Source organism: Empedobacter sp. UBA7252 (assembly GCF_002472765.1).
GTDB lineage: Bacteria > Bacteroidota > Bacteroidia > Flavobacteriales > Weeksellaceae > Empedobacter > Empedobacter falsenii_B.
The window spans coordinates 1-24,646 of record NZ_DKSQ01000044.1 but is presented as its reverse complement, the minus strand read 5'-3'; the positions used below and the strand labels follow the sequence as shown (position 1 = coordinate 24,646).

Sequence of the window (24,646 nt, the reverse complement as noted above, 5' to 3'; positions counted from 1 at the left end):
TGTTAGGAAACATTTAACAATTAAACTCTATTTAGACTTATGAATGATTTTGAAAACCAAGAAAAGGTGGATGCAGAAGGAGTCTTTTCAAAGGTATTAAGGGCTGGAAGAAGAACTTATTTTTTCGATGTCCGCGAAACAAGAGCAGGGGATTATTACTTGACGATTACTGAAAGTAAAAAAAATACGCAGGAAGATGGAAATGTGTATTACAAAAAACATAAAATCTACTTGTACAAAGAAGATTTTGAAAGTTTCAAAGATATGTTAGACGAAACGACCGATTTTGTTTTTGCTCAAAAAGGACAAGAGGTAATTTCGGAAAGACATCAGAAAGATTTTGATCCAAAAATTAAAGTTGTGGGTAAAGACGAAACGCAAGTTGAATCTTTTACCAATATCGATTTTGACGATATATAGACTTTACTAAATATGCGTAAAAAGAAACCTCCACTCAATAATTTGAGCGGAGGTTTTTATTTATGCTTGAATATTTTTATGTCTCCTATCAACAATCCTCCATCTTTTTCAAAATCTATATTATCCAAAATAGTTAGATATTTAGTTATATTCTTTTTCTTGAGAAATTTGTTTAATATTATTGAATATATTCTTTGAATCTCATAATCAAACTCACATAATAGAGATTCAAGATCATAAGATTCATCAATATCTTGATTTTTTATTAATAGAATTTTATCATTTTCTAAATCAACCCGTGAAATTTCGTAAACATCAAAATCTTTAGAGTCATTGCTTATGTAATTCGTAGAGTGAGCACCAATTTTATTTCTTAATTCAATTATTTTATACTTTTTTAAATCATTAACTATTTTGGATTTGTGTGGAATTTTATGAATCTCAATTAAGTTAATTATTGCTAATTGTTGTTGATAAACAGCATTTAAAATTCCGTAAAGCCTCAGGTATTGTTCTCCTATATCTAGTATTTTAGTAGGTCCAGATAATTTAAATTTTAAGTAATTTTTCTTGGCGTATTCTGTGTCATCAATTACGTATAGAGCATTTAATAATATATTCCAATCAAATTCTTTTTCAAAGTAAAAGAATTTAATAACATCTGATTTAAAATTTTTAGATTTTTCAGGATTCCATTTAATTGAAAAATCACTTAAAACTTCATTATGTAAATCTTTATATTTACTTATAATAGACCTATTGTCCATATTTATTTTTTCTAAAATTACAATATTTTAATTTATCAGCTTTATTTAGTAAAATCATTTAATTACAAAATGTCAAGTAGAATTTATTTCAGGTTCGCATCTCGTGAGATTCTGAAACAGGTTCAGAATGACAATAAATCATACAAAAAAACCTCTCAAAGAATTCTTTGAGAGGTTTGATATATTGTAAATAAGTTAAAATCCTAACCTACTAATTCTTCTACTTTGTCAGCAGCGTCTTTTAATGTGATAGCAGAGTGAACAGCGAAACCTGATTCATCAATCATTTTCTTAGCGATTTCTGCATTTGTTCCTTGTAAACGAACAATAATTGGCACATTAATTTCGTCACCCATATTGTTGTAAGCATCTAAAATACCTTGAGCAACACGATCACAACGTACAATACCACCAAAAATATTGATTAAGATAGCTTTTACGTTTTTATCTTTTAAGATAATACGGAAACCTTTTTCTACACGCTCAGCATCAGCAGTACCACCAACGTCTAAGAAGTTTGCAGGATTACCACCAGATAATTTGATGATATCCATAGTTGCCATTGCTAAACCAGCTCCGTTAACCATACATCCTACGTTTCCGTCTAATTTTACGAAGTTTAATCCAGCTTCACCAGCTTCAACTTCTGTTGGATCTTCTTCTCTTGTATCACGTAAAGCAGCGATATCTGGATGACGGAATAATGAGTTATCATCGATAGATACTTTAGCATCTACAGCGATAATTTGATCGTCAGATGTTTTAAGAACTGGGTTAATTTCGAACATAGAAGCGTCAATCGCAACGTATGCATTATATAAAGCAGTGATAAATTTAACACCATCTTTGAAAGCATTTCCTGATAAACCTAAGTTAAAAGCAACTTTACGCGCTTGGAAACCTTGGATTCCTACAGCAGGATCAATTTCTTCTGTAAAGATTTTGTCTGGTGTGTGCTCAGCAACTTCCTCGATATCCATTCCACCTTCAGTAGAATACATAATCATGTTTTTACCAGTTGCACGATCTAACAATACAGAAACATAGTATTCTTCAGTTTCAGATTCACCTGGATAATAAACATCCTCAGCAATTAAAACTTGATGAACTTTTTTACCTTCAGCCGAAGTTTGAGGTGTTACTAACTGCATTCCGATGATTTCGTTTGCTTTCTCTTTAACTTCGTCCAAGTTTTTAGCAAGCTTTACTCCACCACCTTTTCCACGACCACCTGCGTGTACTTGTGCTTTTACGACATGCCAACCTGTACCAGTTTGTTCAGTTAATTGTTTAGCAGCTTCTACAGCTTCTTCTGGTGTAGTAGCAACGATACCACGTTGTACTTTCACACCATATTTACTAAGAATTTCTTTTCCTTGATATTCGTGAAGATTCATTTTTTTTGATTTTTCAATTACAAAAATAAAAATATTGTTGATGTATTCTAAATTTTGCCATATTAATTTTATCAGCTTATGCTAAAAAAGTGATTAATATTATTTATTTAGAGGTTACAAGATACGAATATTAATGATTTAAAAAGTCAAAACAATTGTTATATAATTTTTAAATCGTACCAAGTACACTAAAATTGTTTGTTTTGGGTTTAAAGCATTTTCGACGGAGGATTGATTTTATAATTTTATCAATAAAAAACCGTCAATTCTAGTGAAATTCTATTCTCGATACAATTTTTTATCATTTCATTTCTAAAAATTACTCGAACTGACGAATTTTAATTCAAAAAAAACTTATCACTTATGATTTAAGACTTAGTACTTAATTTATATCTTTACCTCATGATAAAAGCAGAAAATATTGTTAAGAAATTTGGTGAATTAGAAGTGCTAAAAAATGTTTCTTTATCGATTGTAGAAAAAGAAATCGTTTCTATCGTTGGTGCTTCTGGAGCAGGAAAAACAACTTTGCTTCAAATTTTAGGAACATTAGAAAAAAGTTCTGAGCCAAAGAAATATAATACTTCTATTCAGATTGCGGGACAAGATATCACGAAGTTAAACGATCGCGATTTATCTAAATTTCGTAACGAAAACATTGGATTCATTTTTCAGTTTCATCAATTGTTGCCAGAATTTAATGCAATAGAAAATATTTGTATTCCAGCTTTTATCAAGAAAACAAAAAAAGCAGAAGCCGAAAAGCGTGCAAAAGAGTTAATGTCTTATTTGGGACTTTCGCAACGTTTGACACATAAACCTAATCAACTTTCTGGAGGAGAACAACAACGTGTAGCAGTAGCTCGTGCGTTGATTAATCAGCCTAAAGTAGTTTTTGCTGATGAACCTTCTGGTAATTTAGATTCTAAAAATGCTGAAGAATTACATGAATTATTTTTCAATCTTCGAAACGAATTTGGACAAACTTTTGTCATTGTGACACATAACGAAGAATTAGCAAATATGACTGATCGAAAATTGGTGATGGCTGATGGAATTTTTCAAATAGAAATGTAAATGATTCAAGAAGAATTAAAGGATTTTTTAGACGAAAAAGTTCTTCAATATAATACATTAGACTTTATCGATTCTGATCCAGTACAGATTCCGCATAGATTTTCTGCGAAAGAAGATATCGAAATTGCTGGGTTTTTAGCGGCAACAATTGCATGGGGAAATCGTAAAATGATTATCAATAATGCGAATAAAATGATGCAGTTGATGGGAAATTCGCCTTACGATTTTGTGATGAATTTCTCTGAGAATCATTTAAAGAATTTGGGTGGTTTTGTTCACAGAACATTCAATAGTGAAGATTTGAAATTTTTCATGCAATCGCTTCGTAACATTTATCAAAATCATGGCGGATTGGAACAAGTTTTTGCAAAACATCAAACTTCAGATTCGATGCAAGCATCAATCTCGAATTTCAAACAAACTTTTTTTGAAATAGAACATCCAACTCGAACAACTAAACATATTTCAGATCCATTGAATAATTCGGCTGCAAAGCGTATCAATATGTTACCCCGTACAAATAGGATGGCTTCTACTCAACGTATTTGAGTAGAGAACCATTTTCTAAAATTACATCAAATTTACTACTATCAAAATTAGTTCCATCATAATATTCAATTAGTTCGTTTTCATCACTCATAATCTGATATTCTAATGATAGATCGTCCAATGAATCTTGGGTTAAAGCATCTAACACATCATATTCTTCAGAACTAATATCAAGTGGTTTGTATTTACTATCATTGCGAGTCAACGATAACTCTGTATTAATTCTATTGTTTACCATTTGTTCAACAGTAACTATTTTTTTAGTCTCATTTTTAGGTAACAAAAATCTAAAAACATTAGTTCTTAGACGGTGATAATATGCTATCTCATAATTTATGTATTTAAACCTAATTTGAATTATTGAATCATTACCTTTAAAGGTTATTTTAATTTCATCAATCAAATCAAAACAGATATTATGTAACGTTTCTTTATCTAATGTGTGAAAATTAACTTTTCGGTTTTCGATAATTTTATTAAACGGATCGTGAGTTTTTATTTTCAAAAGTTCCTCTTCTTTATGTTTTATTTCAATCTCTTTCCCTCTTATTTTATCATCAACACTTGTAAACCTTTTTAATACTTCTGGATCATTTTCATCACTGAACTGAATTAAATCTAATAGTCTTGTTTTCTGAGACTTTAATATTTTCAACTCTTTTTTAAGTTTTTCGATGATCTTAGTTACTGTTTCTATATTATCTTCATAATTCTGAAAATACTTCAAGTAATCTTCAACAACAGTGTTTTGAAATATAAGGGTTAAGATTAAATTGTCAAGGTTAGTAATATTGATTCCTTTAGAATCATTACAACGGTTAAGAACTTGTTTAGTTTGGTTCTTGCATCGATATATTGATGTCCTAGATTTAGGTTTATGTATTCCCTTCATCGGATCACCACAGTGTCCACAAGTTAATTTACCAGTTAATAAATAATTGTATTTATTTTTCGGTCCAGATTTAACTTTTCCGTTCTGACGAAGCAATTGAACTTCATCAAATAATATTGGATCAATAATTTTAAACGATAATTCACTAACTACAGCTCCATCTGTTTTATTATTTCGATCAAATTCTCGAATCCCTTTATATATTGTGTTTTTTAATATTCCATCTATTGTAGTACCTGTCCATTTACCAGTACCTCTTTTTGTTGGGTAGCCTTTCTCATGAAGTAGATTTGCTATTTTCCAACACCCAACACCTTGTTTTGATAAGGCAAAAATTTCTCGTACAACATCAGCTTGCTCTTTTATTTCAATATAATTATTGTCCTTATCTCTACCTAAACCAAATGGAAGAATCCCATGTGTTTTTCCTTTTGCAGCTTTCGCACGATTTGCAGATTTTACTTTTTGGGAAGTTATTTTAGCGTAGAAATTATTGAATAGCGACATTAAATTCGCTACTAACATACTTGTTTCATCTGTTAATTCAATCTTATTACTACCTAAATACAGTTCTATATTATAACTAACACAAACCCCACTAAAAAAGGTCCAAATATTCGTTGATCTTTCAATTCGAGATTGGTCATACGCAAACACATGTGTGACTTTTCCTGACTTTATTTCATGCATGAGATCCATCAAAGCAGGTCTATCCATATTAGTACCACTAATACCTATATCTTGGAATATTTCATATTCTAAATTGAGTTTTGTTGCAAGACTTATACCTGTAGAAATTTGGTCTTCAATAGAAAAATCATTTTTATTCAATTTAGAATTTGATGTTCGAGCGTAGATTGCAAGCATAATGAAGATATTTTTTTCAAAGATAATTACTCTACCATCGTAAAAACAACTAATTTTATAAACAATGGTAAATAGCAAAATTATTTGTGTTGTATCCATTTCGTATATTTAACCACTAATTGAATAAAAATGTCAGGAGATCAAAAACAACAACTAGAGCAGAAGCTTTGGGATATTGCAAATACCCTACGAGGACGAATCAATGCAGATGAATACCGTAACTACATATTAGGATTTATCTTCTTCAAATATTTATCCGAAAAACAACATTTATACGCAAACACACTTTTGGAAGATGAAGATGTGACGGAATACACATTGGTGTCTGATCCAGAAACGTTAGAAGCTATTCAAGAAGAATCGTTGGCACAGTTAGGTTATTACCTTGCTCCAAACCAGTTATTCGAAATTATCGCCAAGAAAGGTGAGAAAGAATACATCATTGAAGAATTGGAAGCGACACTGAACTACATCGAGCAATCGACAATGGGTACAGAGTCTGAAGAAGATTTCAATGGTTTGTTCCAAGATGTAGATCTAGCTTCATCTAAGCTTGGTAAGACTCCAGACAAACGTAACGAGGTTATTGTAGAAATCTTAGGTAAGTTAGCTGAAATCGACTTTAAACTTAACGAGATAGACTCTGATGTCTTAGGCGATGCTTATGAGTATTTAATCTCAAACTTTGCGGCTGGAGCTGGTAAGTCGGCTGGAGAATTCTATACACCTCAACAAGTTTCTACGATTCTTGCGAAGATCGTAACATTAGGAAAAGATAAGATCCGTTCGGTATATGATCCGACATGTGGTTCTGGTTCCTTATTGTTGCGTGTTGCCAAAGAATCTAATGTGGCTGATTTTTATGGACAAGAGCTAAACCCAACAACATACAACTTGGCTCGAATGAACATGATTTTGCACGATGTGCATTTCTCACGTTTCAACATCGAGCAGGATGATACACTAGAAGAACCTCATCATTTAGAACAACGTTTTGAAGCGATTGTGGCAAATCCTCCGTTCTCTGCAAACTGGAAAGGAGATGCGAACCCATTATATGCTTCAGATCCTCGTTTTAACCAGTTTGGAAAATTAGCACCTAAAACAAAAGCCGATTTTGCTTTCTTACAGCACATGTATTACCAACTGGCAGATAACGGTACGGTTGCTTCTGTTTTCCCACATGGAGTATTATTTCGTGGGGCAGCCGAAGGTGTGATTCGTGAATATTTTATTAAAGAATTAAATGCCATTGATGCCATTATTGGTTTACCAGCAAATATCTTTTACGGAACATCGATCCCAACATGTATTGTAGTCTTGAAGAAATGCCGTAAAGCTGATGATAACATTGTGTTTATCGATGCCAGTGGAGAGGAGAACTATATCAAAGAAGGTACACAAAATAAACTTCGTCCAGAAGATATTAATCGTATTGTGGATGCGTATGCGAACCGACAAGAGATTGAAAAATATTGCCATATCACTACTTTAGCTGAAATTGCCGAAAATGATTATAACTTAAATATTCCACGTTATGTGGATACGTTTGAGGAAGAGGAAGCAATTGATGTAGAAGCTGTATCAGATCGTTTGAAAACGATTAATACAGAGCTTTTAGAAGTAGATCAACAACTGACTTCATTTTGTAACGAATTAAATATCCCAACACCATTTTAATGTCATTGTCATTCTGAACTTGTTTCAGAATCTCAAAAGATTTAAAATGAATTTAAACACAACAAAATGAAACAACAAAATACATCACAACCCAAGTTGAGGTTTCCTGAATTTAGTGGGGATTGGAATAAATCCAAAATCCAAAATTTATCAAAATTTATTGGTGGAGGTACTCCTGATACTTCCAATACTGAATTCTGGGATGGTGATATACCATGGATATCTAGTTCTGATATTAATGAAAATGAAATCACTAATATTAATATTACTAGATATATTTCTAAAAATGCTCTTGAAAATTCAGCAACAAAACTAATACCTAAAGGAAGCTTATTAGTAGTATCTAGAGTTGGTGTTGGAAAGTTTGCAATAGCATCACAGGATATTTGTACTAGTCAAGATTTCACAAATTTAATTTTAGATGAAAATATTATAAACAATTTATTCCTAGCATATCAATTATATTCAAATAGGAATGTGTTGTATAAAATTTCGCAAGGAACTTCGATTAAAGGTTTTACAAGTAATGATTTAAAAACAGTATCAGTATTTATAACTTCTCTCCCAGAACAACAAAAAATAGCCGATTACTTAACAACCATCGATAAAAAAATCGAACTATTAACGGAGAAAAAAACAGAATTATCACGCTACAAAAAAGCGATGATGCAAAAACTGTTTGCACAAGAAATTCGTTTCAAAGATGAAAACGGCAACGATTATCCTGAGTGGGAGGAGAAACGTTTGGGAGATGTTGGTACTTTTTATTCAGGTCAAGGATTCAATGAGAAAGAGCAAGGTGGTGATATTGGAGTTCCTTTTATAAAAGTTTCCGATATGAATCTTGTAGGAAATGAAATTTTTATTAAATCAGCAAATAATTATGTTACAGATTTTCAAATAAATAAAAACAATTATAAAGTAATAAGTTCTTCTACGATACTATTTGCAAAAGTTGGTGCTGCTATTTTTTTAGAGAGAAAAAGAATAGGTGAAAATTTAATAATTGATAATAATATGATGGGATTCACACCAAATGGTAATATTATTTACTATTATTATATTTTCCAAAATATTAGATTGAGTAAGTATGCTCAAACTGGAGCATTACCTTCTTACAATTCAAAAGATATAGGCACAATAAAAGTGAATATATCTTCGATACAAGAACAGAATAAAATTGCTAATTTCTTATCTGCAATTGATGAGAGCATCACCAAAGTAGAGGAACAAATTAAGGAAACCCAAAACTTTAAGAAAGCGATGTTGCAGCAACTGTTTGTGTAACCTCAACTTAACACTATGAACGCACAACCAGAACAACTACTAGAAAACAATTTAATCGATCAGTTGGTGGGATTAGGTTACGAACGCATCACACTTCGTCAGGAAGCAGATGTGGTGGCTAACTTCAAACAACAGATTGAAAAACATAATAAATTAACCCTAACAGATTCAGAATTTAACCAGATTCTAATCTACATCAACAAAGGGAATACTTTCGACCGTGCTAAAACACTTCGTTCTCGTATTCCTTATGTAAATGAATTGGGTGAGAATAAAACCATCCAACTGATCGACGCTAAAAACTGGTGTAAAAACGAGTTCCAAGTATCGAATCAAATCTCGATGAAAGGTGATTACCAAAACCGTTACGATGTTACTATTCTGATCAATGGTTTGCCATTGGTGCAGGTGGAATTGAAAAGACGAGGTTTAGAGTTAAAAGAAGCTTTCAATCAAATCAACCGTTACCAACGTCATTCATACGGTGCAGGTTTTGGATTATTCCAATTCATTCAACTTTTCGTGATCAGTAATGGGGTTAATACCAAGTATTACTGTAACGGAAGAGTGAAAGACAGATCATTTAAACAAACCTTCTATTGGGCTGATAAAGAGAATGAGTTAATCACCAACCTTTCAGAATTTGCAGATGCGTTTATGAATCCATGTCAGCTTTCTAAAATGATCACACAGTACATTGTACTGAACGAAACACAGAAAGCGTTGATGGTGCTTCGTCCATACCAATACTATGCCGTTGAAGCGATTATCAACCAAGTAAAGACGACAACAGATTACGGTTATATTTGGCATACTACGGGATCAGGAAAAACTTTAACTTCATTTAAAGCTGCTCAGATTTTAACAACATTACCAGAAGTTCATAAAGTGGTTTTTGTGGTCGATCGTAAGGATTTGGATACACAAACGGCAAAGGAGTTCAATAGTTTTAGTAAAGGTTCCATAGATTCTACCAATAACACTAAAACATTGGTAGATCAAATGACGGGTAAGAATAAACTGATTGTAACAACGATACAGAAATTGAATAATGCCATTTCTAAGCCATATTACCTAAAGGATATGAACGCGTTAGAAAATGAGCGTATCGTCTTTATTTTTGATGAATGTCACCGTTCTCAGTTTGGACAAACCCACGAAACCATAAAGAATTTCTTCAAAGGTTGTCAGATGTTCGGATTCACTGGAACTCCAATCTTTGCTAAAAATGCAGGTACAAATGATTATGGAAAACGAACGACAGAAATGTTGTTTGGTAAATCATTACACAAATATGTAATAACGGATGCGATCCGTGATGGGAACGTTTTACGTTTCGCTGTGGAGTACATTAGAACCTTCAAGGAAAAAGAGAACATACAAGACATCGAGATCGAAAAGATCGATGAACCAGAGGTGATGAATTCTCCAATTCGTAGAAAAGCTATCGTTAATCACATCATCCAGAACCATCAAAAGAAAACTCATAATAAAGAGTTTACAGCAATGTTTTGTGTAAGTGATACGGATGCAGCTATTGCGTATTATAAACTCTTTAAGGAAGCGAAAGAGCGTGGAGAACATAACCTGAAAGTGGCTACTATTTTTACTTATGCAGCGAATGAGGAGGAAAAGAAAAATCCTGAATCCAATTACATTCCTGATGAGGATGAATTAAATGTTGCAGCTGAAGAACAAACACCATATCTAGCAAAATACAAGCGTGAAGAGTTGGATGATTTTATTAAGGATTACAATGCCATGTTCCAACGAAATTATTCAACGAAAGACTCAGCGTTGTTCTACCAATATTACAATGATATTGCAGACAAGGTTAAAGCTAAACAAATCGACATCTTGTTAGTCGTAAACATGTTTTTAACGGGATTTGACAGCAAAACCTTGAACACATTATATGTTGATAAGAATTTGAAATATCATGGCTTAATTCAAGCCTATTCACGTACAAATCGTATTCTTGATGAGGTTAAGAGTCATGGGAATATCGTTTGTTACCGAAACTTGAAAGATGCTACGGATGAAGCAATTGAATTGTTTGCAAACAAAGATGCTGTAAGTGAAATTATCGAACCACCATACGAAGCGTTGGATCAGAAGTTACAAGAGAAATATCAATCATTACTGGCAATTACACCAACGGTTGATAGTGTTAACAAATTGCGTAACGAAGAAGAACAAGCTGAATTTATCCAAGCGTTCAGAGATGTGATGCGTTTGATCAATAAAATGAAGCAGTACGGTGATTTTAGCTTTGATACACTACCAATTTCACATCAAGAGTTTGAAGATTATAAAAGTAAGTACCTTGATATCTACGAAGAGAAAATTAAACCTCCACCAGATGGAACAAACACACATTCGATTTTAGATGATTTAGATTTCGAGCTAGAGTTGATCCATCGTGATGAAATTAATGTAACCTATATAATGAACCTTCTGATTAAGTTACAAGCAGCACCAGTTGCTGAGAAACCATCCCAAGAGAAGATGATTCAGGATCTTTTAAACTCAGATATCAAGCTTAGAAGTAAAAAGGAATTGATAGAGAAGTTTATTCAGAAGAATTTACCATTGGTAACAGATCCAGACCAAGTGATCCAAGCTTTCGATGATTTCATTGTAGCTGAACGTAGAGAAGCAATGTTATCATTGAGTCAAGAAGAAGCATTAGATCCAACGAAAGTTGAAAACGTAATTGGTGAATACCTTTTTACGGAGAAAAAACCTTTGCGTGACGACATTGTGAGCACAATGCTAAAAAAACCAACACTAAAAGAAAGAAAAACTAAAATAGAAAGAGTAACCCACCGAATCTACGACTTCGTGAATACTTACGTGGTTGGGTTTGGAAGATAATATAAAGCAGGATTATTCCTGCTTTTTTTATACCCCCTACCTATGGTAGTCCTCCCTCCGTATCCTACAAAATAATCCTCCCTCCGTTTACAATTTCTGAACAAGTAAGTTGGAATGAAAAAAAAATAACCAGTTCAAATTTTAAATATTTTAATTGGACATAAAATATATATCTAAAAATAATCCAACAATACTATTATAGATTATGAAAAATAAATAAAAACATAGTTAATTGATTTTTAATGAATTATTGTTTTTATTAAAAATATTTTTTATAAAAAACTTTACATTTTACTAATGTCCAGTATTTATGATATAGTAGGTTGCTGTCATGGGCACCCTATACAATATGAGTAAGTAATACTCTATTATAAGTTAAATAAATATGGAGAATTTTAAACCAACAAAATATTTTATAGATAATGAATTAACAACTTTATCTGATAGACATTTAAGACGTAATTGCGCAAAAGCCCTTGAAAATGGAGAAACATATGTAAAAATTGGAAAAAATAAGAAGCAGAAGGATATTTGGTTAATAGAAGTATCATCAATTGGGTTAGTTGGTGAAAGAATTCGTAAACCTAAAAAGGAAATTAAACCAGAAAATTACTTCAATATTGAGGTAAGCATCAATTTTAATGATCGATCTGATTACGTATATTATTCTGAAATTGTAAGATTGTTTAAATTTTACTCCGGATGTGATTTAGTTTACAAAATAGAAAATGATCCGAACAATAAATACAATAATCATCTCCATATGGGAGTACATGGTCAATATAAAACTGTAAAGAAATATATAGATTATATAGTCCAAAATATTCTACAAAAAAAATGCAATATGTATTATGATAAATCAACCGGAGAACATAAATCTTCTGTACGTGTTAGAAAAATTGTTGATGAGGATGCTTTTGTTGATTATATAAGTAAAGGTTATGATAGATTAGGTGGTGACTTTCCTAGTTACCTTATTTAGCTTAAAACCAACTCCATTCACCAAATTTCTATTATTTTTCTAAAATTTTCACTAGAATAAATCACAAGTAATTGATTTACAGTGTTTAGTATTTATTTTAGTTGAAAATAATATGTATTTTAATGCAGAAAATGACACATAAAAGTGTTTTAAGTAGTAGAATTGAACATAAAACCAGCACTAAAATACCCCTGCAATACTATACTAATTTTTTCAATTTTTGTACTGTACCACTACTTAGTTTGCATAACTTCATAACCTCTCTAATTGATCTGCCTTTTCGAATTAGTCGTATTGCTTCTGGGTATTTTTCAAGAAATTTTTGATTGGATTCTGTTGACCCAACATTTCTCCCCAGTTTACCACCTTCTGCGATGTATTTTCTTCTTCCGGAATTCAATCGCTCCTTTGTTAATTCTAGCTCATTACGAGCCATTACAGCAGCTATTTGAAGCATTGCCTGAGCCATTGTATTCTCCTTTCCATTAATGAAAGTATGTAACTTGTAATTATCTATCAACAAGTTTATTTGGTGCTTATTGCATTCTTCTAGAAATAGTGAAAATGTAGAAATCTTTCGAGAAATCCTTGAAACTTCTGTTACTAGAATATTCTCAATATTATTCTCAATACAATATTGGAGAATTGAATCATTTTCTATTTGATTATCCAAACCACTTTTATAGTAGGAAAACGTTTTGACAATTTCATATGCACCTTGATATAGATCTGTTAAATCTTCAACTTGACGAGAAACATCTTGTTTAGTTTCATTCGTTGAACATCTTGCGATAATAATAGCATTTGGTTTCATGTTATATCAATTTTAATCAAAGATAAAAAATAATACAATATAGTGTATCAAATTTATATTGAAATAGATTTAAAATGATACATTTATAATATTGATACATTAAAACCCTTCAAAAACGCCTAAACCAAATAAAGCGAAATCATATTTCACTGGATCATTTGCGTCCAGTTCGCGGAGTTTTGTATCCAGTTCTTTCAACGCTTTTGCATCATTTTGTTTTCGTGTCAAAATTCCTAATTTTCGTGCAACATTACCCGAATGTACATCTAAGGGACATGATAAAATAGACGTTGGAATAGATTTCCATATTCCTAAATCCACCCCTTGATTATCTTGTCTACAAAACCACCTCAACATCATGTTTAACCTTTTTGCAGCTGAATTATTCAACGGATCTGAGACGTGTTTCGTTGTTCTATCCAAATGATTAATTTCAAAAAAAGTTTGTTTGAATTTAGAAATTGATTCCTGTGTTGAATCGGAAGTTTGATGTTGACTAAAAACATGTTCTAAACCATCATGATTTTGATAAATATTACGAAGAGATTTCAAGAAAAATTTTAAATCTTCACTATTAAATGTTCGGTGAACAAATCCATCAATAGTATTAATATTATTATCGGACGCATTCATCAAAAAATCATAAGGAGAATTGCCCATTAAATTCATCATCTTATTTGCGTTTTTGATAATCATTTTACGGTTTCCCCAAGAAATTGTTGCAGCTAAAAATCCAGCAATCTCAATATCTTCCTTTAATGAATAACGATGAGGTATTTGAACTGGATCAGAATCAATAAATTCTAATGTGTTGTACTGAACCACTTTTTCGTCTAGAAAATCCTTAATATTAGTCATAATTCAAAGATACAAAGAAGTAATTTTATTATGCTACCTTATTTATACGTGCAAACATGTACTTGCGTTGGATGATTCGTGATGACAAACAAGGCGTAGATTTAGGAATTTGGAAATCCATTCCAACTTCTATTCTTTCCTGTCCTTTGGATGTACATTCGGGAAATGTTGCACGAAAATTAAATATTCTGACTCGAAAACAAAATGATGCAAAAGCATTGAAAGAACTTGATACAAAATTGCGAGAAATGGATGCAAATGATCCTGTGAAATATGATTTCGCTTTATTTGGTTTGGGTGTTTTCGAAGGGTTTTAACTGAACTGAAAATAATTTTATTTAGAAAAATTAGAATTAAATTCGCTAAAAATAAGTTTGTATGAAAGAATTGAATGGAATAAAATATATCGAACGTTTACCTGTTGTTTCGACTGAAAAAACGCCTCTTTTTGTGCTGATACATGGTTATGGAAGCAACGAAGAAGATTTGTTTTCATTTGCACAAGATTTACCGCAGAATGCGCATATTATAAGTGTACGAGCGTTGCATGATATTGTGTATGGCGGATATGCGTGGTATGATATTAATTTTGTGAACAATGAAAAATGGATGGATGAAACGCAAGCAATAGAATCGCGTAATAAATTGGTCGAATTTATTGATGCAATTGTTCAACAAGAGAATTTAGATGACGCAAATGTAACATTGATGGGCTTTAGCCAAGGTGCAATTTTGAGTTATGCGATTTCGCTAAATAATCCAGAAAAGATTAAAAACGTGGCTATTTTAAGTGGTTATCAAGAAGCTAAAATTATTGGAGATTTTGATCAATCGAAAGATTTTTCGAACTTAAATTTCTTTGTTTCGCACGGAACAGAAGATGTTGTATTGCCAATTGAATTAGGACGAATGGGTGACGAGTTTTTAAAATCGATGAATATTAATTTTGAATACCACGAATATAGAAGTGGACACGGAATTGTTCCTCAAAATTATTATGATTTGATGGATTGGATCAAAAGATTTTAATCCTAAAAATAATGAAATTCTGAAACAAATTCAGAATGACTTTCTTTGTTTATAGCCAATGACTAATAATAATGAAAATTGTCATATTGAGTGATTTTCGTTTCGATAGAATAAGAAAATTGTATCGAAATATCTCAATTTAAATAAATTTAACTTCTATGGCGTCGCCGTGATATTCCTTGAACGAGGCGTCATAGAATTCGATATTCGTGTAACGATATAACAATTCGGTAATTTCTTTTTTCAGAATTCCTTTTCCATAACCGTGAATTAAAATCAATCGAATTTGACTTTCGAACATAGCGCGCTCCACCTCATTTCGTGCAACATCTAATTGTGTTTGTATAATTTGCGCATTATCCAAATCACGCCAATTATCAACTAAATTTTCGATATGCAAATCAATTTCTCGCGTTAAATAAGGATGTCGATGAGATTTGCGAAAAGTCTTAAACTTAGGTTTCGAAAATTCTTTGATTTTCTCATCTCGATATTCTTCATAGTCAATTTCAATATCTTTGATGATTTCATCTTGGCGATACTCATATTCAAAACCAAACTCATCATTAAAGTAAACAAAATCACCTTTCAATTTGGAAATTGTTCCCGAAATATTATCATCTATCACTTTAACTTTTGTACCAATTTTGAACATTCGACTACTTTTTCTGCAAAATTAAGAATTATTTTATGAGTTTTTAAGTTGTTGTATTATTCAATTCAAACTCAATGTTGTATTTTTGTTTATTAAACTAACCAAATGTCAAATCAACATAGAAAAATAAAAGTACTTTTTAGGCTTCGTTCATTAGAAATGGGTGGAGTTCCAATAGTAGTTTTAGATTTGTTGCGAAACTTACCAAAAGATAAATTCGACTTTACTTTGATGCTTAACTTGTATCAAGGCGAATTGATTAAAGAAATTCCTATAACCTTTAGTTGTAATCAACAATCCAAAATCAGGAATTTCTGAATCGTTTAGATCAATTCGTTCTAATCTGAAATATTTATACAAGAATCCAGGACTTGAAGATGATAACAAAACGATTTTAATGACATCATTTATTGGAGGTGAAGGTAAAATTTTCAATGCGATGAATATTGCGAGTTCACTTGGTTCTATGGATAAGAAAACGGTTCTGATTGGATTAGATTTACGTCAACCAAAAATCTTTGATGATTTTAACATTAATAATAAAACAGGTGTAACAGACTATGTTGCGGATGATTTAGAGTTAAATCAAATTACACAACGTACAATTTTACCAAATTTAGATATTATTTCAGCAGGTCCAATTCCTCCAAATCCTTCAGAATTGATTTTGAGTAATCGAATGGATCAATTATTTGCTGAATTGAAAGAGAAATATGAATTCGTAATTATAGATTCACCGCCAATAGGATTAGTAACAGATTCGTACGATTTGATGCTTAACGCAGATTGCACATTGTATGTAACACGTTACAACTATTCGGAGAAAAACTTTATCCATGCAATTTCGAATAAATATGATGAAGGTGAGGTTTCGAATGTCGGAATTATATTCAACGATTTCCAAATTAAAACTGGCTACGGTTACGGATATGGTTACGGCTACGGCTACGGATATTTTGCTGGAGATGAGAATTTTGATAATTCATCATTCGGAAAAATAAAATGTTTAGCTTCTCGAAATAAAAGTAAATTCTTTTAATTGAAATGATCTTAAAGAACATATTTGATTATATACTTGCATTAATCCTACTAATATTTTTAGTTGGGTTAATTGTTTTGTTAATTATCATAAGTTCTATAGATACCAATCAATTTGGCGTTTTTACACAAAAAAGAGTTGGGAAAGACGGAAGATTTTTCAATATTTATAAAATCAGAACGATTAAAGGGGTTTCTAAATCGACAATAACAACCGATCAACATCAAATTACCAAAATTGGAAAGATTCTTCGAGATTATAAATTAGATGAATTACCTCAATTATTCAATATTCTAATAGGGGAAATGAGTTTTGTTGGACCTCGTCCTGATGTCGCTGGTTATGCAGATAAATTGGTTGGAGAGGATAGATTGGTGTTGAAAGTTAAACCTGGAATTACTGGTCCTGCTCAATTGAAATATTGTAAAGAAGAAGAAATTTTATCCAATGTAAATGATCCAATCAAATATAATGATGAAATTCTTTGGCCAGATAAAGTTAAGATCAATGTAGAATATGTAAAGAATTGGAGTTTTCGACAAGATTTGATTTACATGTTTCAAACAATATTCAAAAAATAAAAAGAGAATCCTAAATTGGATTCTCTTCTATTTTTAAAAATATTTTCGTTTTTCTAAACTTGGATAACACCTAAATTAAATTGTTTTTCAATCGGAGCATGATTCGCAGCTTCAATTCCCATCGAAATCCATTTACGCGTATCCAAAGGATCAATAATTCCATCTGTCCACAAACGTGCCGCAGCATAATAAGGACTTGTTTCATCATTGTATTTTGCTGTAATTTCGTTCAAAAGTTCTTGCTTTTTCACTTCATCAACTTCTACACCTTGCGCTTTCAAAGTCGCTTCTTTTATTTGTAGCAAAACTTTCGCCGCTTGCTCACCTCCCATAACTGCCAATTGAGCCGAAGGCCAAGCCGCAATTAATCTAGGATCATAAGCTTTTCCACACATAGCATAGTTTCCTGCACCATAAGAATTACCAACTATAATCGTGAATTTTGGAACAACAGAATTCGAAACTGCATTTACCATTTTCGCACCATCTTTGATAATACCACCATGTTCAGATTTAGATCCAACCATAAAACCAGTCACATCTTGTAAGAAAACTAACGGAATTTTCTTTTGGTTACAATTCGCAATAAAACGAGTCGCTTTATCCGCAGAATCTGAATAAATCACACCACCGAACTGCATTCCGTCTTTTTTAGACTTCACGATTTTACGTTGATTAGCTACAATTCCAACCGCCCAACCATCAATTCGAGCATAAGTACAAATAATTGATTTTCCATAATCAGGCTTATATTCGTCCAATTCTGAGTTATCAACAATTCTGTTAATAATGTCATACATATCGTACTGCTCAGCACGAGATTCAGGTAAAATACCATAGATTTCTTGCTCATCTAAAGCAGGCTTTGCTGCTTCAATTCGATTAAATCCAGCTTTTTCATAATCACCAATTTTACCAACAATAGATTTTATTCTATCCAACGCATCTTTATCATCTTTTGCTTTATAATCAGTCACGCCAGAGATTTCGCAATGTGTTGTTGCTCCACCTAAAGTTTCGTTGTCAATATCTTCTCCAATAGCTGCTTTTACCAAATAACTTCCTGCCAAGAAAATAGAACCTGTTTTGTCTACAATCATTGCTTCGTCGCTCATAATTGGTAAATATGCTCCACCAGCAACACAACTTCCCATCACAGCAGAAATTTGAGTAATTCCCATTGATGACATGATTGCATTATTGCGGAAAATTCGACCAAACATTTCTTTATCAGGAAAAATCTCATCTTGCATTGGTAAATAAACACCTGCGCTGTCCACCAAATAAATAATTGGCAATTTATTTTCCATCGCAATTTCTTGAGCACGCAAATTCTTTTTACCTGTAATTGGGAACCAAGCACCAGCTTTTACTGTCGCATCATTTGCAACAACAATACACTGTTTACCAGAAATGTAACCAATTTTCACAACAACACCTCCCGAAGGACATCCGCCGTGTTCTTTGTACATTTCATCTCCTGTTAAAGCACCAATCTCTATGTTCGGTTTTTTTTCGTCCAAAAGATAATCAATACGTTCCCTTGCAGACATTTTTCCTTTGCTATGCAACGCATCAATTCTTTTTTGACCTCCGCCAAGGTAAACTTGTTTCAGTTTTTGGCGTAGTTTAGAAAGTAATAATTTGTTATGATCCTCTCTTTTATTAAAAGTTAAATCCATTGTGGTTTTCTGTTTGTTTACAGCCCTAAACTAATGAATTTTATCGAATTCTTAAAATGAAATTTAGACTTGAGAATCAATGAATACAAAGTTCTTGCAATGCGTTTGGATTTGAGGAAAAAATGATAGAAAATCAGTTTCTAGATTCGCATAATTTTTTTCAAATTCGGGAATGATTTGATGTAAATTATTCTCAAATTTTGCTCGACTTCCGATTCCTTTTAATGTTTTTTGAACGCCTTCTATGGTCGAATAATTTTCGAACCAATCATATTTCAACAAATAAAAAATGATTTCTTGTAGTTTTTTTGGAAGCGAATTGTATTCATCCTTAAATAATTGATAACAATCTGATTTGAATTTTTCGAAAGGAGTTTCAGAATAATTATTCCAATATTTAATCAAAAAATAATCATAAATCACATCAATAATAATTGGTGCAAATTTGTGTTGTGTTTCGTGAAAATAACTTGAACTTTGTTTGACAGTTTCGTGAGAATCTGTAAATGTATCAATTGAACGATGCAATAAAATGCCTTTCTGAATATCTTCTGGAAAATCTAAATATTGTTTTCCCTTTACAGTTTCACCAAGCAAATTTCCAATTTGAAGCGATTGATTTCCGAAAGATAAATATTGATGTGCGACAAAGTTCATAAGGCTTGTTTAGTATCATAAAGTTAAGTTTTTTTGAATAAACCTGTGTTATTTTACTGTGAAGAAAAAAGCCATCTAAAAAAGATGGCTTAAGAATTATATTTTTATTCGTTATTTCCAGAAATTTGATTGATTTTTTCTTCTAAAATCGGATAATATTCGATCATAGAATCTTTTAAATTTCGATCCAAACTTAATGCATTTTGCAACGCTTCATTTCCTAATTGATCTTGCTCTGTAATATAATAGACATTACTCAATTGATAGAAAAATTCGGCACGATTAAAATTCTTTAAAGCGCCTGTTAATAAGACTGCAATCGCTTGTTCGTATTCTCCAACGGCAATCAAAGTTTCGACGTAAGCAAACCAAGTATTGAATACTAAAGGTTTCATTTCAACAAGTTTTGAAAGGTTTTTTATAGCTTCCTCAAACTTCATTTGTTTCAGAAAATAGTAAGTTGAATCTGTATAATATTCGTAATTATCGCCATTCAATTCTATCGCTCGCTGAATGTAATATTCGGCTTCTTCAATATTTTCTAATTTGTTGTAAAGCGAAGCTGCTTTTGCCCAAACTTTATCCAATTGCGGATCTTCTTTTATCGCAATATGATAAGCTTTCAATGCTTTTTGTGGTTTCTCTAACTTTTCGTACAATTCACCAATTTTCATATGCGTAACAGCGGGCGAATCATCAAATTCTAATGTTTCTTCTAGCGTTTCTATTGCTTTATTATATTCTCCTAATTCTTCCAATGAAAGCGCTTTGTTAGCATGACCAACAATAGAGTTAGGATTAATCGCGAGCACGTAATCCAATGCATTTATAGCTTCGTCATACATTTTTTTGTGATTGTACAACAGACCAAGTTGCAACCAAGAAACTTCCGAATATGGATTATCGTCAATAAAATCTTTTAAAAATTCGATGCATTCATCAGGATTATGAATTTCTTCGTAGCATTGAATAATAGAGTAGAAAGTATAATCGTTTTCTGGATTGAATTTCAATGCTTTTTTGAAAGCAATTAACGCAGAATGAACTTCATCTAAATTCAAATATTCATTTCCGATACAATTGCAAATAAAATCAGTTTCTTCTTCGTCTATTTGCAAAGCTTCTTCATAAAAATTTATCGCTTTTCGAGGCATATTTTTCAATCCCCAAAAACGTGCTTGTACAAGAAGGTAATCTAATTCGTTTGCAGCTAAATCTTTTAAATCTTTGATGAGTTTTGCAGCTTTTTTTAAATCCTCAGTTGTAAGAAAATATTCGATTCTCTTGATTTTGATATCTATATTCTCGGGATGCATTTTTTCTGCAAAATCCAACGAACGTTTTGCATATTCGCTATCATTTACTTCAAGATAGAACTCAATAATTTCGACCAAATCCTCCGAATCGTAATACTTATATTCACGATTATCAAGCATTTGCTCAAAACCTTCAATTAGCTCGTTATTAAAAAAATCTTCGTCCATAGTGATAGACTAATTTACAAAATAAAATGTGCAAAAATCATAACGAATTGTTAGAGTTTTGCACATTTGTTAAACAATTAAAATAGATTGTTTTAGATGATATTTTTTATGCTTTCGATCATTTTATCAGCTAATTTATTTGCATTTTCTTCTGAGGTACTTTCAGTATAAATACGAATAATTGGCTCTGTGTTTGATTTTCTTAAATGAACCCATTCTGTAGGGAAATCAATTTTAACTCCATCAACCGTATTGATTTCTTCGTTTTTGTAAACTTCCTGAATTTTAACTAACAATTCGTCAACATTGATTTCTGGTGTTAATTCGATTTTCTTTTTCGCCATAAAATATGCTGGATAAGAAGCTCTCAATTCTGAAACTGATTTATCTTGTTCAGCTAAATATGTCAAGAATAAAGCAATTCCTACTAAAGAATCGCGCCCGTAGTGTAATTCTGGATAAATAATACCACCGTTTCCTTCTCCACCAATTTTAGCATCAACGTTTTTCATTTCAACTACAACATTTACTTCTCCAACTGCTGATGGTGAATATTTTTGACCATATTTTTCAGAAATATCGCGTAATGCACGAGAAGAAGATAAGTTAGAAACTGTTGCTGAAGGCGTTTTTGACAATACATAATCTGCGACTGCAACTAATGTGTATTCTTCTCCAAACATTTCACCTTTCTCATCGATAATTGCTAAACGGTCAACATCTGGATCTACCACAATTCCGAAATCAGCTTGTTCGTCGATTACTTTTTTACAGATATCACCTAAATGTTCTTTTAAAGGCTCTGGATTATGAGGAAAATGTCCGTTTGGCTCGCAATACATATCGTAATGAATTACACCTAAACGTTGTAATAACTTAGGAATTGCAATTCCTCCAGTTGAATTTACTGCGTCAATCGCAACTTTGAAATTTTTCTCTTGAATCGCTTTTGCATTCACTAATGGCAAAGCCAAAATTTTCTCGATATGTAAATCAATTGCATCATCAAAAGTTTCATAAGAACCTAAATCATCAACTTTAGCAAATGTATAATCATCTTTATCTGCGAAAGCTAAAATTTGCGCACCATCTGTTGCAGAAACAAATTCTCCTTTTGCATTCAATAATTTCAACGCATTCCATTCTTTTGGATTGTGAGAAGCAGTTAAAATAATTCCTCCATCTGCATGTAAATGTGTCACCATAACTTCTACAGTTGGAGTAGTAGATAAACCTAAATCGACAACATTAATTCCTAATCCTTGTAAAGTTGAACAAACTAATTGAGAAACCATTTGTCCAGAAATACGAGCGTCACGACCTACAATTACTTTATATTCTGATTGATTTGATTGATTCTTAAGCCAAGTTCCGTAAGCAGCTGCGAATTTTACAGCGTCTATAGGAGTTAAATTATCTCCCGGTTTTCCTCCGATTGTTCCACGAAAACCTGAAATAGATTTGATTAGAGACATAAATTTTATTTTATAGTGTTACAAATTTACAAATTACAAAAACTTTTCTTATCTTTTTGGAACGATTTTAGTTAAGATTTACTTAACAATTTTTAAAACCATAAAAAATACTATTAATTATGATGACAACTTCATTTATTATGTTAGGTATTACCGGAGTTTGGAGCTTTTTGGTATACTTAGTGTTCGGTTTAATTTGTGCTGGAATTGCTAAAGCAATAATGCCAGGTAAAGATCCGGGAGGATTTTGGGTAACTGCACTTATAGGTATTGTTGGTGCATATTTAGGAGCTTATATGCGTACAATTTTAGGAATTTCTCATGATGGAGAAGTGAGTTTTTTCAGTCCGTTGGATTGGATTTTTTCAATTTTAGGATCATTAATTTTATTATTTATCTGGAAAAAATTATTAGCACCAATGTTTAATAAATAATTCATTACAATTATAAAAAAAATCCTTTATCAGAGACTGATAAAGGATTTTTTTTATTCATATTATTTATAAAGGAAGAATTGCTTTTTCGTATTTCTGATTAATCATAATTGCAGAAGCTTCGTAAAAAGCAATAAATCCGCAGATGATTCCTGTCCAACCAGCAAAATGTAAAATACTTTGACTTCCTGTAAAGTTACCTGCTGCTAATAACAAGAATAATAAGGTTAACGAACCAAATAATAATTTTCCGACCAAATTACCTTTTAATGTTTGTAAAAAGTTGATTAATGTAAATAATCCCCACATTCCTAAATAACATCCCATTGCATTTCCGTCCGGTTTTTCTACGCCAAACATCGGTGCTAACCATATAAATACAAGTGTTAACCAAAAAGCACCATAAGACATGAATGCAATACTACCAAAGTTGTTTCCTTTTTTCCATTCCATAACGCCAGCCACAAATTGTGCTCCACCTCCAAAGAAAACACCCATTCCCATAATCATACTATTAACAGGAAAAAAGCCTGCATTGTGTATGTTTAATAAAACAGTTGTCATTGCAAAACCAAATAATCCTAAAGGTCCAGGGTTTGCTGTTTGGTCTTTAATCGAGTAAATATTATTCATGTTATTTATTATTTTTAGACAATAATAATCTGAAAATAATAAATAAAAAAGAATTTATTCATAAAAAGTGTGTAACGTACACTACAAAAGTATTTTAAATGAATAAATTATTGATATTTAATAAATTGGTTACTAAAATTTTTATTGTCTTAAATAAATAAAAAAATCCGTTAATTATTATTAACGGATTTTTGAATTTGAAATATAATGTGATTATTTCTTTTTGTTCTTTTGTTGTTGCTCTTGCATTTCTTGAGCTTGTTTCATCATTTCTTGCATTTTCGAAGCAAACTTACCTGTTTTTTTAGGTTTCGTTTTATTTGTTTCGATGATTTGATGAATCTTCGCTTCGTGAATCATATATTTCTTAATATATAACACGATGAAAATATTAATCGCATTGGATACTAAATAATACCAAGATAAACCTGAAGCGTAATTGTTAAGGAATACAAAGAAGAAAACTGGCATTACATACATCATGTATTTCATGAATTGCATGTTTGGCAT

General features: G+C 31.7%; 21 protein-coding genes and 4 pseudogenes. 13 read left to right on the top strand and 12 right to left on the bottom strand.

What is annotated here, in order from left to right; all coding sequences use genetic code 11:
* The first annotated feature begins 39 nt into the window (after nucleotides 1-39).
* A complete protein-coding gene (locus B2X73_RS05610; RefSeq protein WP_280052022.1) occupies nucleotides 40-420 on the top strand; it encodes a PUR family DNA/RNA-binding protein in 381 nt (126 codons plus the stop codon).
* A gap of 56 nt (nucleotides 421-476) precedes the next feature.
* On the opposite strand, the gene B2X73_RS05605 is transcribed toward B2X73_RS05610, so the two are convergent.
* On the bottom strand, nucleotides 477-1,187 hold the full coding sequence (locus tag B2X73_RS05605) for a hypothetical protein (protein ID WP_286495049.1): 711 nt from the start codon (nucleotides 1,185-1,187) through the stop codon (nucleotides 477-479).
* A gap of 203 nt (nucleotides 1,188-1,390) precedes the next feature.
* Nucleotides 1,391-2,584, bottom strand: a complete 1,194-nt coding sequence (gene sucC, locus B2X73_RS05600; protein WP_221853950.1) for an ADP-forming succinate--CoA ligase subunit beta — start codon at nucleotides 2,582-2,584, stop codon at nucleotides 1,391-1,393.
* A gap of 402 nt (nucleotides 2,585-2,986) precedes the next feature.
* Here sucC and B2X73_RS05595 point away from each other — a divergent pair, with 402 nt between their 5' ends.
* Nucleotides 2,987-3,661: an ABC transporter ATP-binding protein gene (locus B2X73_RS05595; protein ID WP_038335263.1), complete on the top strand. Its 675-nt coding sequence runs from the start codon at nucleotides 2,987-2,989 to the stop codon at nucleotides 3,659-3,661.
* Nucleotides 3,662-4,177: pseudogene (locus tag B2X73_RS05590) on the top strand (DUF2400 domain-containing protein); the annotation flags it as partial. It lies immediately after the preceding gene.
* A 16-nt stretch (nucleotides 4,178-4,193) separates the two neighbouring features.
* Here the strand turns inward: B2X73_RS05590 and B2X73_RS05585 are convergent.
* Nucleotides 4,194-6,068 carry a recombinase family protein gene (locus B2X73_RS05585; RefSeq protein ID WP_291095971.1) on the bottom strand — a complete coding sequence of 625 codons (1,875 nt, stop codon included), beginning with the start codon at nucleotides 6,066-6,068 and terminating at the stop codon, nucleotides 4,194-4,196.
* Between the two features lie 30 nt (nucleotides 6,069-6,098).
* Between B2X73_RS05585 and B2X73_RS05580 the strand changes: the two genes are divergently transcribed.
* The 4 genes from B2X73_RS05580 to B2X73_RS05565 all read left to right on the top strand — a co-directional run bounded on the left by B2X73_RS05580 (nucleotide 6,099) and on the right by B2X73_RS05565 (nucleotide 12,795).
* The gene (locus B2X73_RS05580; protein ID WP_291095969.1) at nucleotides 6,099-7,649 is read left to right on the top strand and encodes a type I restriction-modification system subunit M; all 1,551 of its coding nucleotides are present in this window, start codon (nucleotides 6,099-6,101) and stop codon (nucleotides 7,647-7,649) included.
* A 66-nt stretch (nucleotides 7,650-7,715) separates the two neighbouring features.
* Nucleotides 7,716-8,936 (top strand): restriction endonuclease subunit S, encoded by a 1,221-nt coding sequence (locus tag B2X73_RS05575; protein WP_291095967.1) that lies wholly within the window; start codon nucleotides 7,716-7,718, stop codon nucleotides 8,934-8,936.
* 15 nt (nucleotides 8,937-8,951) lie between these two features.
* Complete coding sequence (locus tag B2X73_RS05570; RefSeq protein WP_291095965.1) at nucleotides 8,952-11,813, top strand: type I restriction endonuclease subunit R; 2,862 nt, start codon at nucleotides 8,952-8,954, stop codon at nucleotides 11,811-11,813.
* A gap of 385 nt (nucleotides 11,814-12,198) precedes the next feature.
* The gene (locus B2X73_RS05565; protein WP_291095964.1) at nucleotides 12,199-12,795 is read left to right on the top strand and encodes a hypothetical protein; all 597 of its coding nucleotides are present in this window, start codon (nucleotides 12,199-12,201) and stop codon (nucleotides 12,793-12,795) included.
* A 199-nt stretch (nucleotides 12,796-12,994) separates the two neighbouring features.
* On the opposite strand, the gene B2X73_RS05560 is transcribed toward B2X73_RS05565, so the two are convergent.
* Both B2X73_RS05560 and B2X73_RS05555 read right to left on the bottom strand, forming a co-directional pair.
* The gene (locus tag B2X73_RS05560) at nucleotides 12,995-13,609 is read right to left on the bottom strand and encodes a recombinase family protein (RefSeq protein WP_276681381.1); all 615 of its coding nucleotides are present in this window, start codon (nucleotides 13,607-13,609) and stop codon (nucleotides 12,995-12,997) included.
* Nucleotides 13,610-13,708: 99 nt separating this feature from the next.
* Nucleotides 13,709-14,467 carry a TIGR02757 family protein gene (locus tag B2X73_RS05555; protein ID WP_276681380.1) on the bottom strand — a complete coding sequence of 253 codons (759 nt, stop codon included), beginning with the start codon at nucleotides 14,465-14,467 and terminating at the stop codon, nucleotides 13,709-13,711.
* A gap of 47 nt (nucleotides 14,468-14,514) precedes the next feature.
* On the opposite strand from B2X73_RS05555, the pseudogene B2X73_RS05550 reads away from it, so the two are divergent.
* A pseudogene (locus tag B2X73_RS05550) lies at nucleotides 14,515-14,784 on the top strand (DUF2400 family protein); the annotation flags it as partial.
* Nucleotides 14,785-14,845: 61 nt separating this feature from the next.
* Nucleotides 14,846-15,496 (top strand): alpha/beta hydrolase, encoded by a 651-nt coding sequence (locus tag B2X73_RS05545; protein ID WP_291095960.1) that lies wholly within the window; start codon nucleotides 14,846-14,848, stop codon nucleotides 15,494-15,496.
* Between the two features lie 139 nt (nucleotides 15,497-15,635).
* On the opposite strand, the gene B2X73_RS05540 is transcribed toward B2X73_RS05545, so the two are convergent.
* Nucleotides 15,636-16,151: a hypothetical protein gene (locus B2X73_RS05540; RefSeq protein WP_221853947.1), complete on the bottom strand. Its 516-nt coding sequence runs from the start codon at nucleotides 16,149-16,151 to the stop codon at nucleotides 15,636-15,638.
* A 105-nt stretch (nucleotides 16,152-16,256) separates the two neighbouring features.
* Here B2X73_RS05540 and B2X73_RS05535 point away from each other — a divergent pair.
* The 3 genes and pseudogenes from B2X73_RS05535 to B2X73_RS05525 form a co-directional block, all read left to right on the top strand.
* A pseudogene (locus tag B2X73_RS05535) lies at nucleotides 16,257-16,424 on the top strand (glycosyltransferase); the annotation flags it as partial.
* Between the two features lie 16 nt (nucleotides 16,425-16,440).
* The gene (locus tag B2X73_RS05530) at nucleotides 16,441-17,190 is read left to right on the top strand and encodes a CpsD/CapB family tyrosine-protein kinase (RefSeq protein ID WP_312081786.1); all 750 of its coding nucleotides are present in this window, start codon (nucleotides 16,441-16,443) and stop codon (nucleotides 17,188-17,190) included.
* 5 nt (nucleotides 17,191-17,195) lie between these two features.
* On the top strand, nucleotides 17,196-17,771 hold the full coding sequence (locus tag B2X73_RS05525) for a sugar transferase (protein ID WP_221853946.1): 576 nt from the start codon (nucleotides 17,196-17,198) through the stop codon (nucleotides 17,769-17,771).
* Nucleotides 17,772-17,824: 53 nt separating this feature from the next.
* On the opposite strand, the gene B2X73_RS05520 is transcribed toward B2X73_RS05525, so the two are convergent.
* From B2X73_RS05520 to glmM, 4 genes are all read right to left on the bottom strand, one after another.
* Complete coding sequence (locus B2X73_RS05520; RefSeq protein ID WP_286495349.1) at nucleotides 17,825-19,453, bottom strand: acyl-CoA carboxylase subunit beta; 1,629 nt, start codon at nucleotides 19,451-19,453, stop codon at nucleotides 17,825-17,827.
* A gap of 63 nt (nucleotides 19,454-19,516) precedes the next feature.
* On the bottom strand, nucleotides 19,517-20,110 hold the full coding sequence (locus B2X73_RS05515) for an ACP phosphodiesterase (RefSeq protein ID WP_280045538.1): 594 nt from the start codon (nucleotides 20,108-20,110) through the stop codon (nucleotides 19,517-19,519).
* Between the two features lie 104 nt (nucleotides 20,111-20,214).
* Complete coding sequence (locus B2X73_RS05510) at nucleotides 20,215-21,594, bottom strand: tetratricopeptide repeat protein (RefSeq protein ID WP_291095958.1); 1,380 nt, start codon at nucleotides 21,592-21,594, stop codon at nucleotides 20,215-20,217.
* Nucleotides 21,595-21,686: 92 nt separating this feature from the next.
* A complete protein-coding gene (gene glmM, locus B2X73_RS05505) occupies nucleotides 21,687-23,069 on the bottom strand; it encodes a phosphoglucosamine mutase (protein WP_286495351.1) in 1,383 nt (460 codons plus the stop codon).
* A 119-nt stretch (nucleotides 23,070-23,188) separates the two neighbouring features.
* On the opposite strand from glmM, the gene B2X73_RS05500 reads away from it, so the two are divergent.
* Nucleotides 23,189-23,503, top strand: coding sequence for a GlsB/YeaQ/YmgE family stress response membrane protein (locus tag B2X73_RS05500; protein WP_180905890.1), 315 nt, complete (start codon nucleotides 23,189-23,191; stop codon nucleotides 23,501-23,503).
* 66 nt (nucleotides 23,504-23,569) lie between these two features.
* Here B2X73_RS05500 and B2X73_RS05495 read toward each other — a convergent pair whose 3' ends face one another.
* A complete protein-coding gene (locus B2X73_RS05495; protein WP_286495352.1) occupies nucleotides 23,570-24,136 on the bottom strand; it encodes an acetate uptake transporter in 567 nt (188 codons plus the stop codon).
* A 213-nt stretch (nucleotides 24,137-24,349) separates the two neighbouring features.
* Nucleotides 24,350-24,646 (bottom strand): annotated as a pseudogene (locus B2X73_RS05490) (membrane protein insertase YidC); the annotation flags it as partial.

What these genes read in the sequence shown, in the direction of transcription:
- B2X73_RS05500 (WP_180905890.1), top strand. Translation starts at nt 23,189, where the DNA reads ATGATGACAACTTCATTTATTATGTTAGGTATTACCGGAGTTTGGAGC.
- B2X73_RS05605 (WP_286495049.1), bottom strand. Translation starts at nt 1,187, where the DNA reads ATGGACAATAGGTCTATTATAAGTAAATATAAAGATTTACATAATGAA.
- B2X73_RS05515 (WP_280045538.1), bottom strand. Translation starts at nt 20,110, where the DNA reads ATGAACTTTGTCGCACATCAATATTTATCTTTCGGAAATCAATCGCTT.
- B2X73_RS05495 (WP_286495352.1), bottom strand. Translation starts at nt 24,136, where the DNA reads ATGAATAATATTTACTCGATTAAAGACCAAACAGCAAACCCTGGACCT.
- B2X73_RS05510 (WP_291095958.1), bottom strand. Translation starts at nt 21,594, where the DNA reads ATGGACGAAGATTTTTTTAATAACGAGCTAATTGAAGGTTTTGAGCAA.
- glmM (WP_286495351.1), bottom strand. Translation starts at nt 23,069, where the DNA reads ATGTCTCTAATCAAATCTATTTCAGGTTTTCGTGGAACAATCGGAGGA.
- B2X73_RS05555 (WP_276681380.1), bottom strand. Translation starts at nt 14,467, where the DNA reads ATGACTAATATTAAGGATTTTCTAGACGAAAAAGTGGTTCAGTACAAC.
- B2X73_RS05560 (WP_276681381.1), bottom strand. Translation starts at nt 13,609, where the DNA reads ATGAAACCAAATGCTATTATTATCGCAAGATGTTCAACGAATGAAACT.
- B2X73_RS05585 (WP_291095971.1), bottom strand. Translation starts at nt 6,068, where the DNA reads ATGGATACAACACAAATAATTTTGCTATTTACCATTGTTTATAAAATT.
- B2X73_RS05575 (WP_291095967.1), top strand. Translation starts at nt 7,716, where the DNA reads ATGAAACAACAAAATACATCACAACCCAAGTTGAGGTTTCCTGAATTT.
- B2X73_RS05525 (WP_221853946.1), top strand. Translation starts at nt 17,196, where the DNA reads ATGATCTTAAAGAACATATTTGATTATATACTTGCATTAATCCTACTA.
- B2X73_RS05610 (WP_280052022.1), top strand. Translation starts at nt 40, where the DNA reads ATGAATGATTTTGAAAACCAAGAAAAGGTGGATGCAGAAGGAGTCTTT.
- B2X73_RS05565 (WP_291095964.1), top strand. Translation starts at nt 12,199, where the DNA reads ATGGAGAATTTTAAACCAACAAAATATTTTATAGATAATGAATTAACA.
- sucC (WP_221853950.1), bottom strand. Translation starts at nt 2,584, where the DNA reads ATGAATCTTCACGAATATCAAGGAAAAGAAATTCTTAGTAAATATGGT.
- B2X73_RS05540 (WP_221853947.1), bottom strand. Translation starts at nt 16,151, where the DNA reads ATGTTCAAAATTGGTACAAAAGTTAAAGTGATAGATGATAATATTTCG.
- B2X73_RS05580 (WP_291095969.1), top strand. Translation starts at nt 6,099, where the DNA reads ATGTCAGGAGATCAAAAACAACAACTAGAGCAGAAGCTTTGGGATATT.
- B2X73_RS05545 (WP_291095960.1), top strand. Translation starts at nt 14,846, where the DNA reads ATGAAAGAATTGAATGGAATAAAATATATCGAACGTTTACCTGTTGTT.
- B2X73_RS05570 (WP_291095965.1), top strand. Translation starts at nt 8,952, where the DNA reads ATGAACGCACAACCAGAACAACTACTAGAAAACAATTTAATCGATCAG.
- B2X73_RS05520 (WP_286495349.1), bottom strand. Translation starts at nt 19,453, where the DNA reads ATGGATTTAACTTTTAATAAAAGAGAGGATCATAACAAATTATTACTT.
- B2X73_RS05595 (WP_038335263.1), top strand. Translation starts at nt 2,987, where the DNA reads ATGATAAAAGCAGAAAATATTGTTAAGAAATTTGGTGAATTAGAAGTG.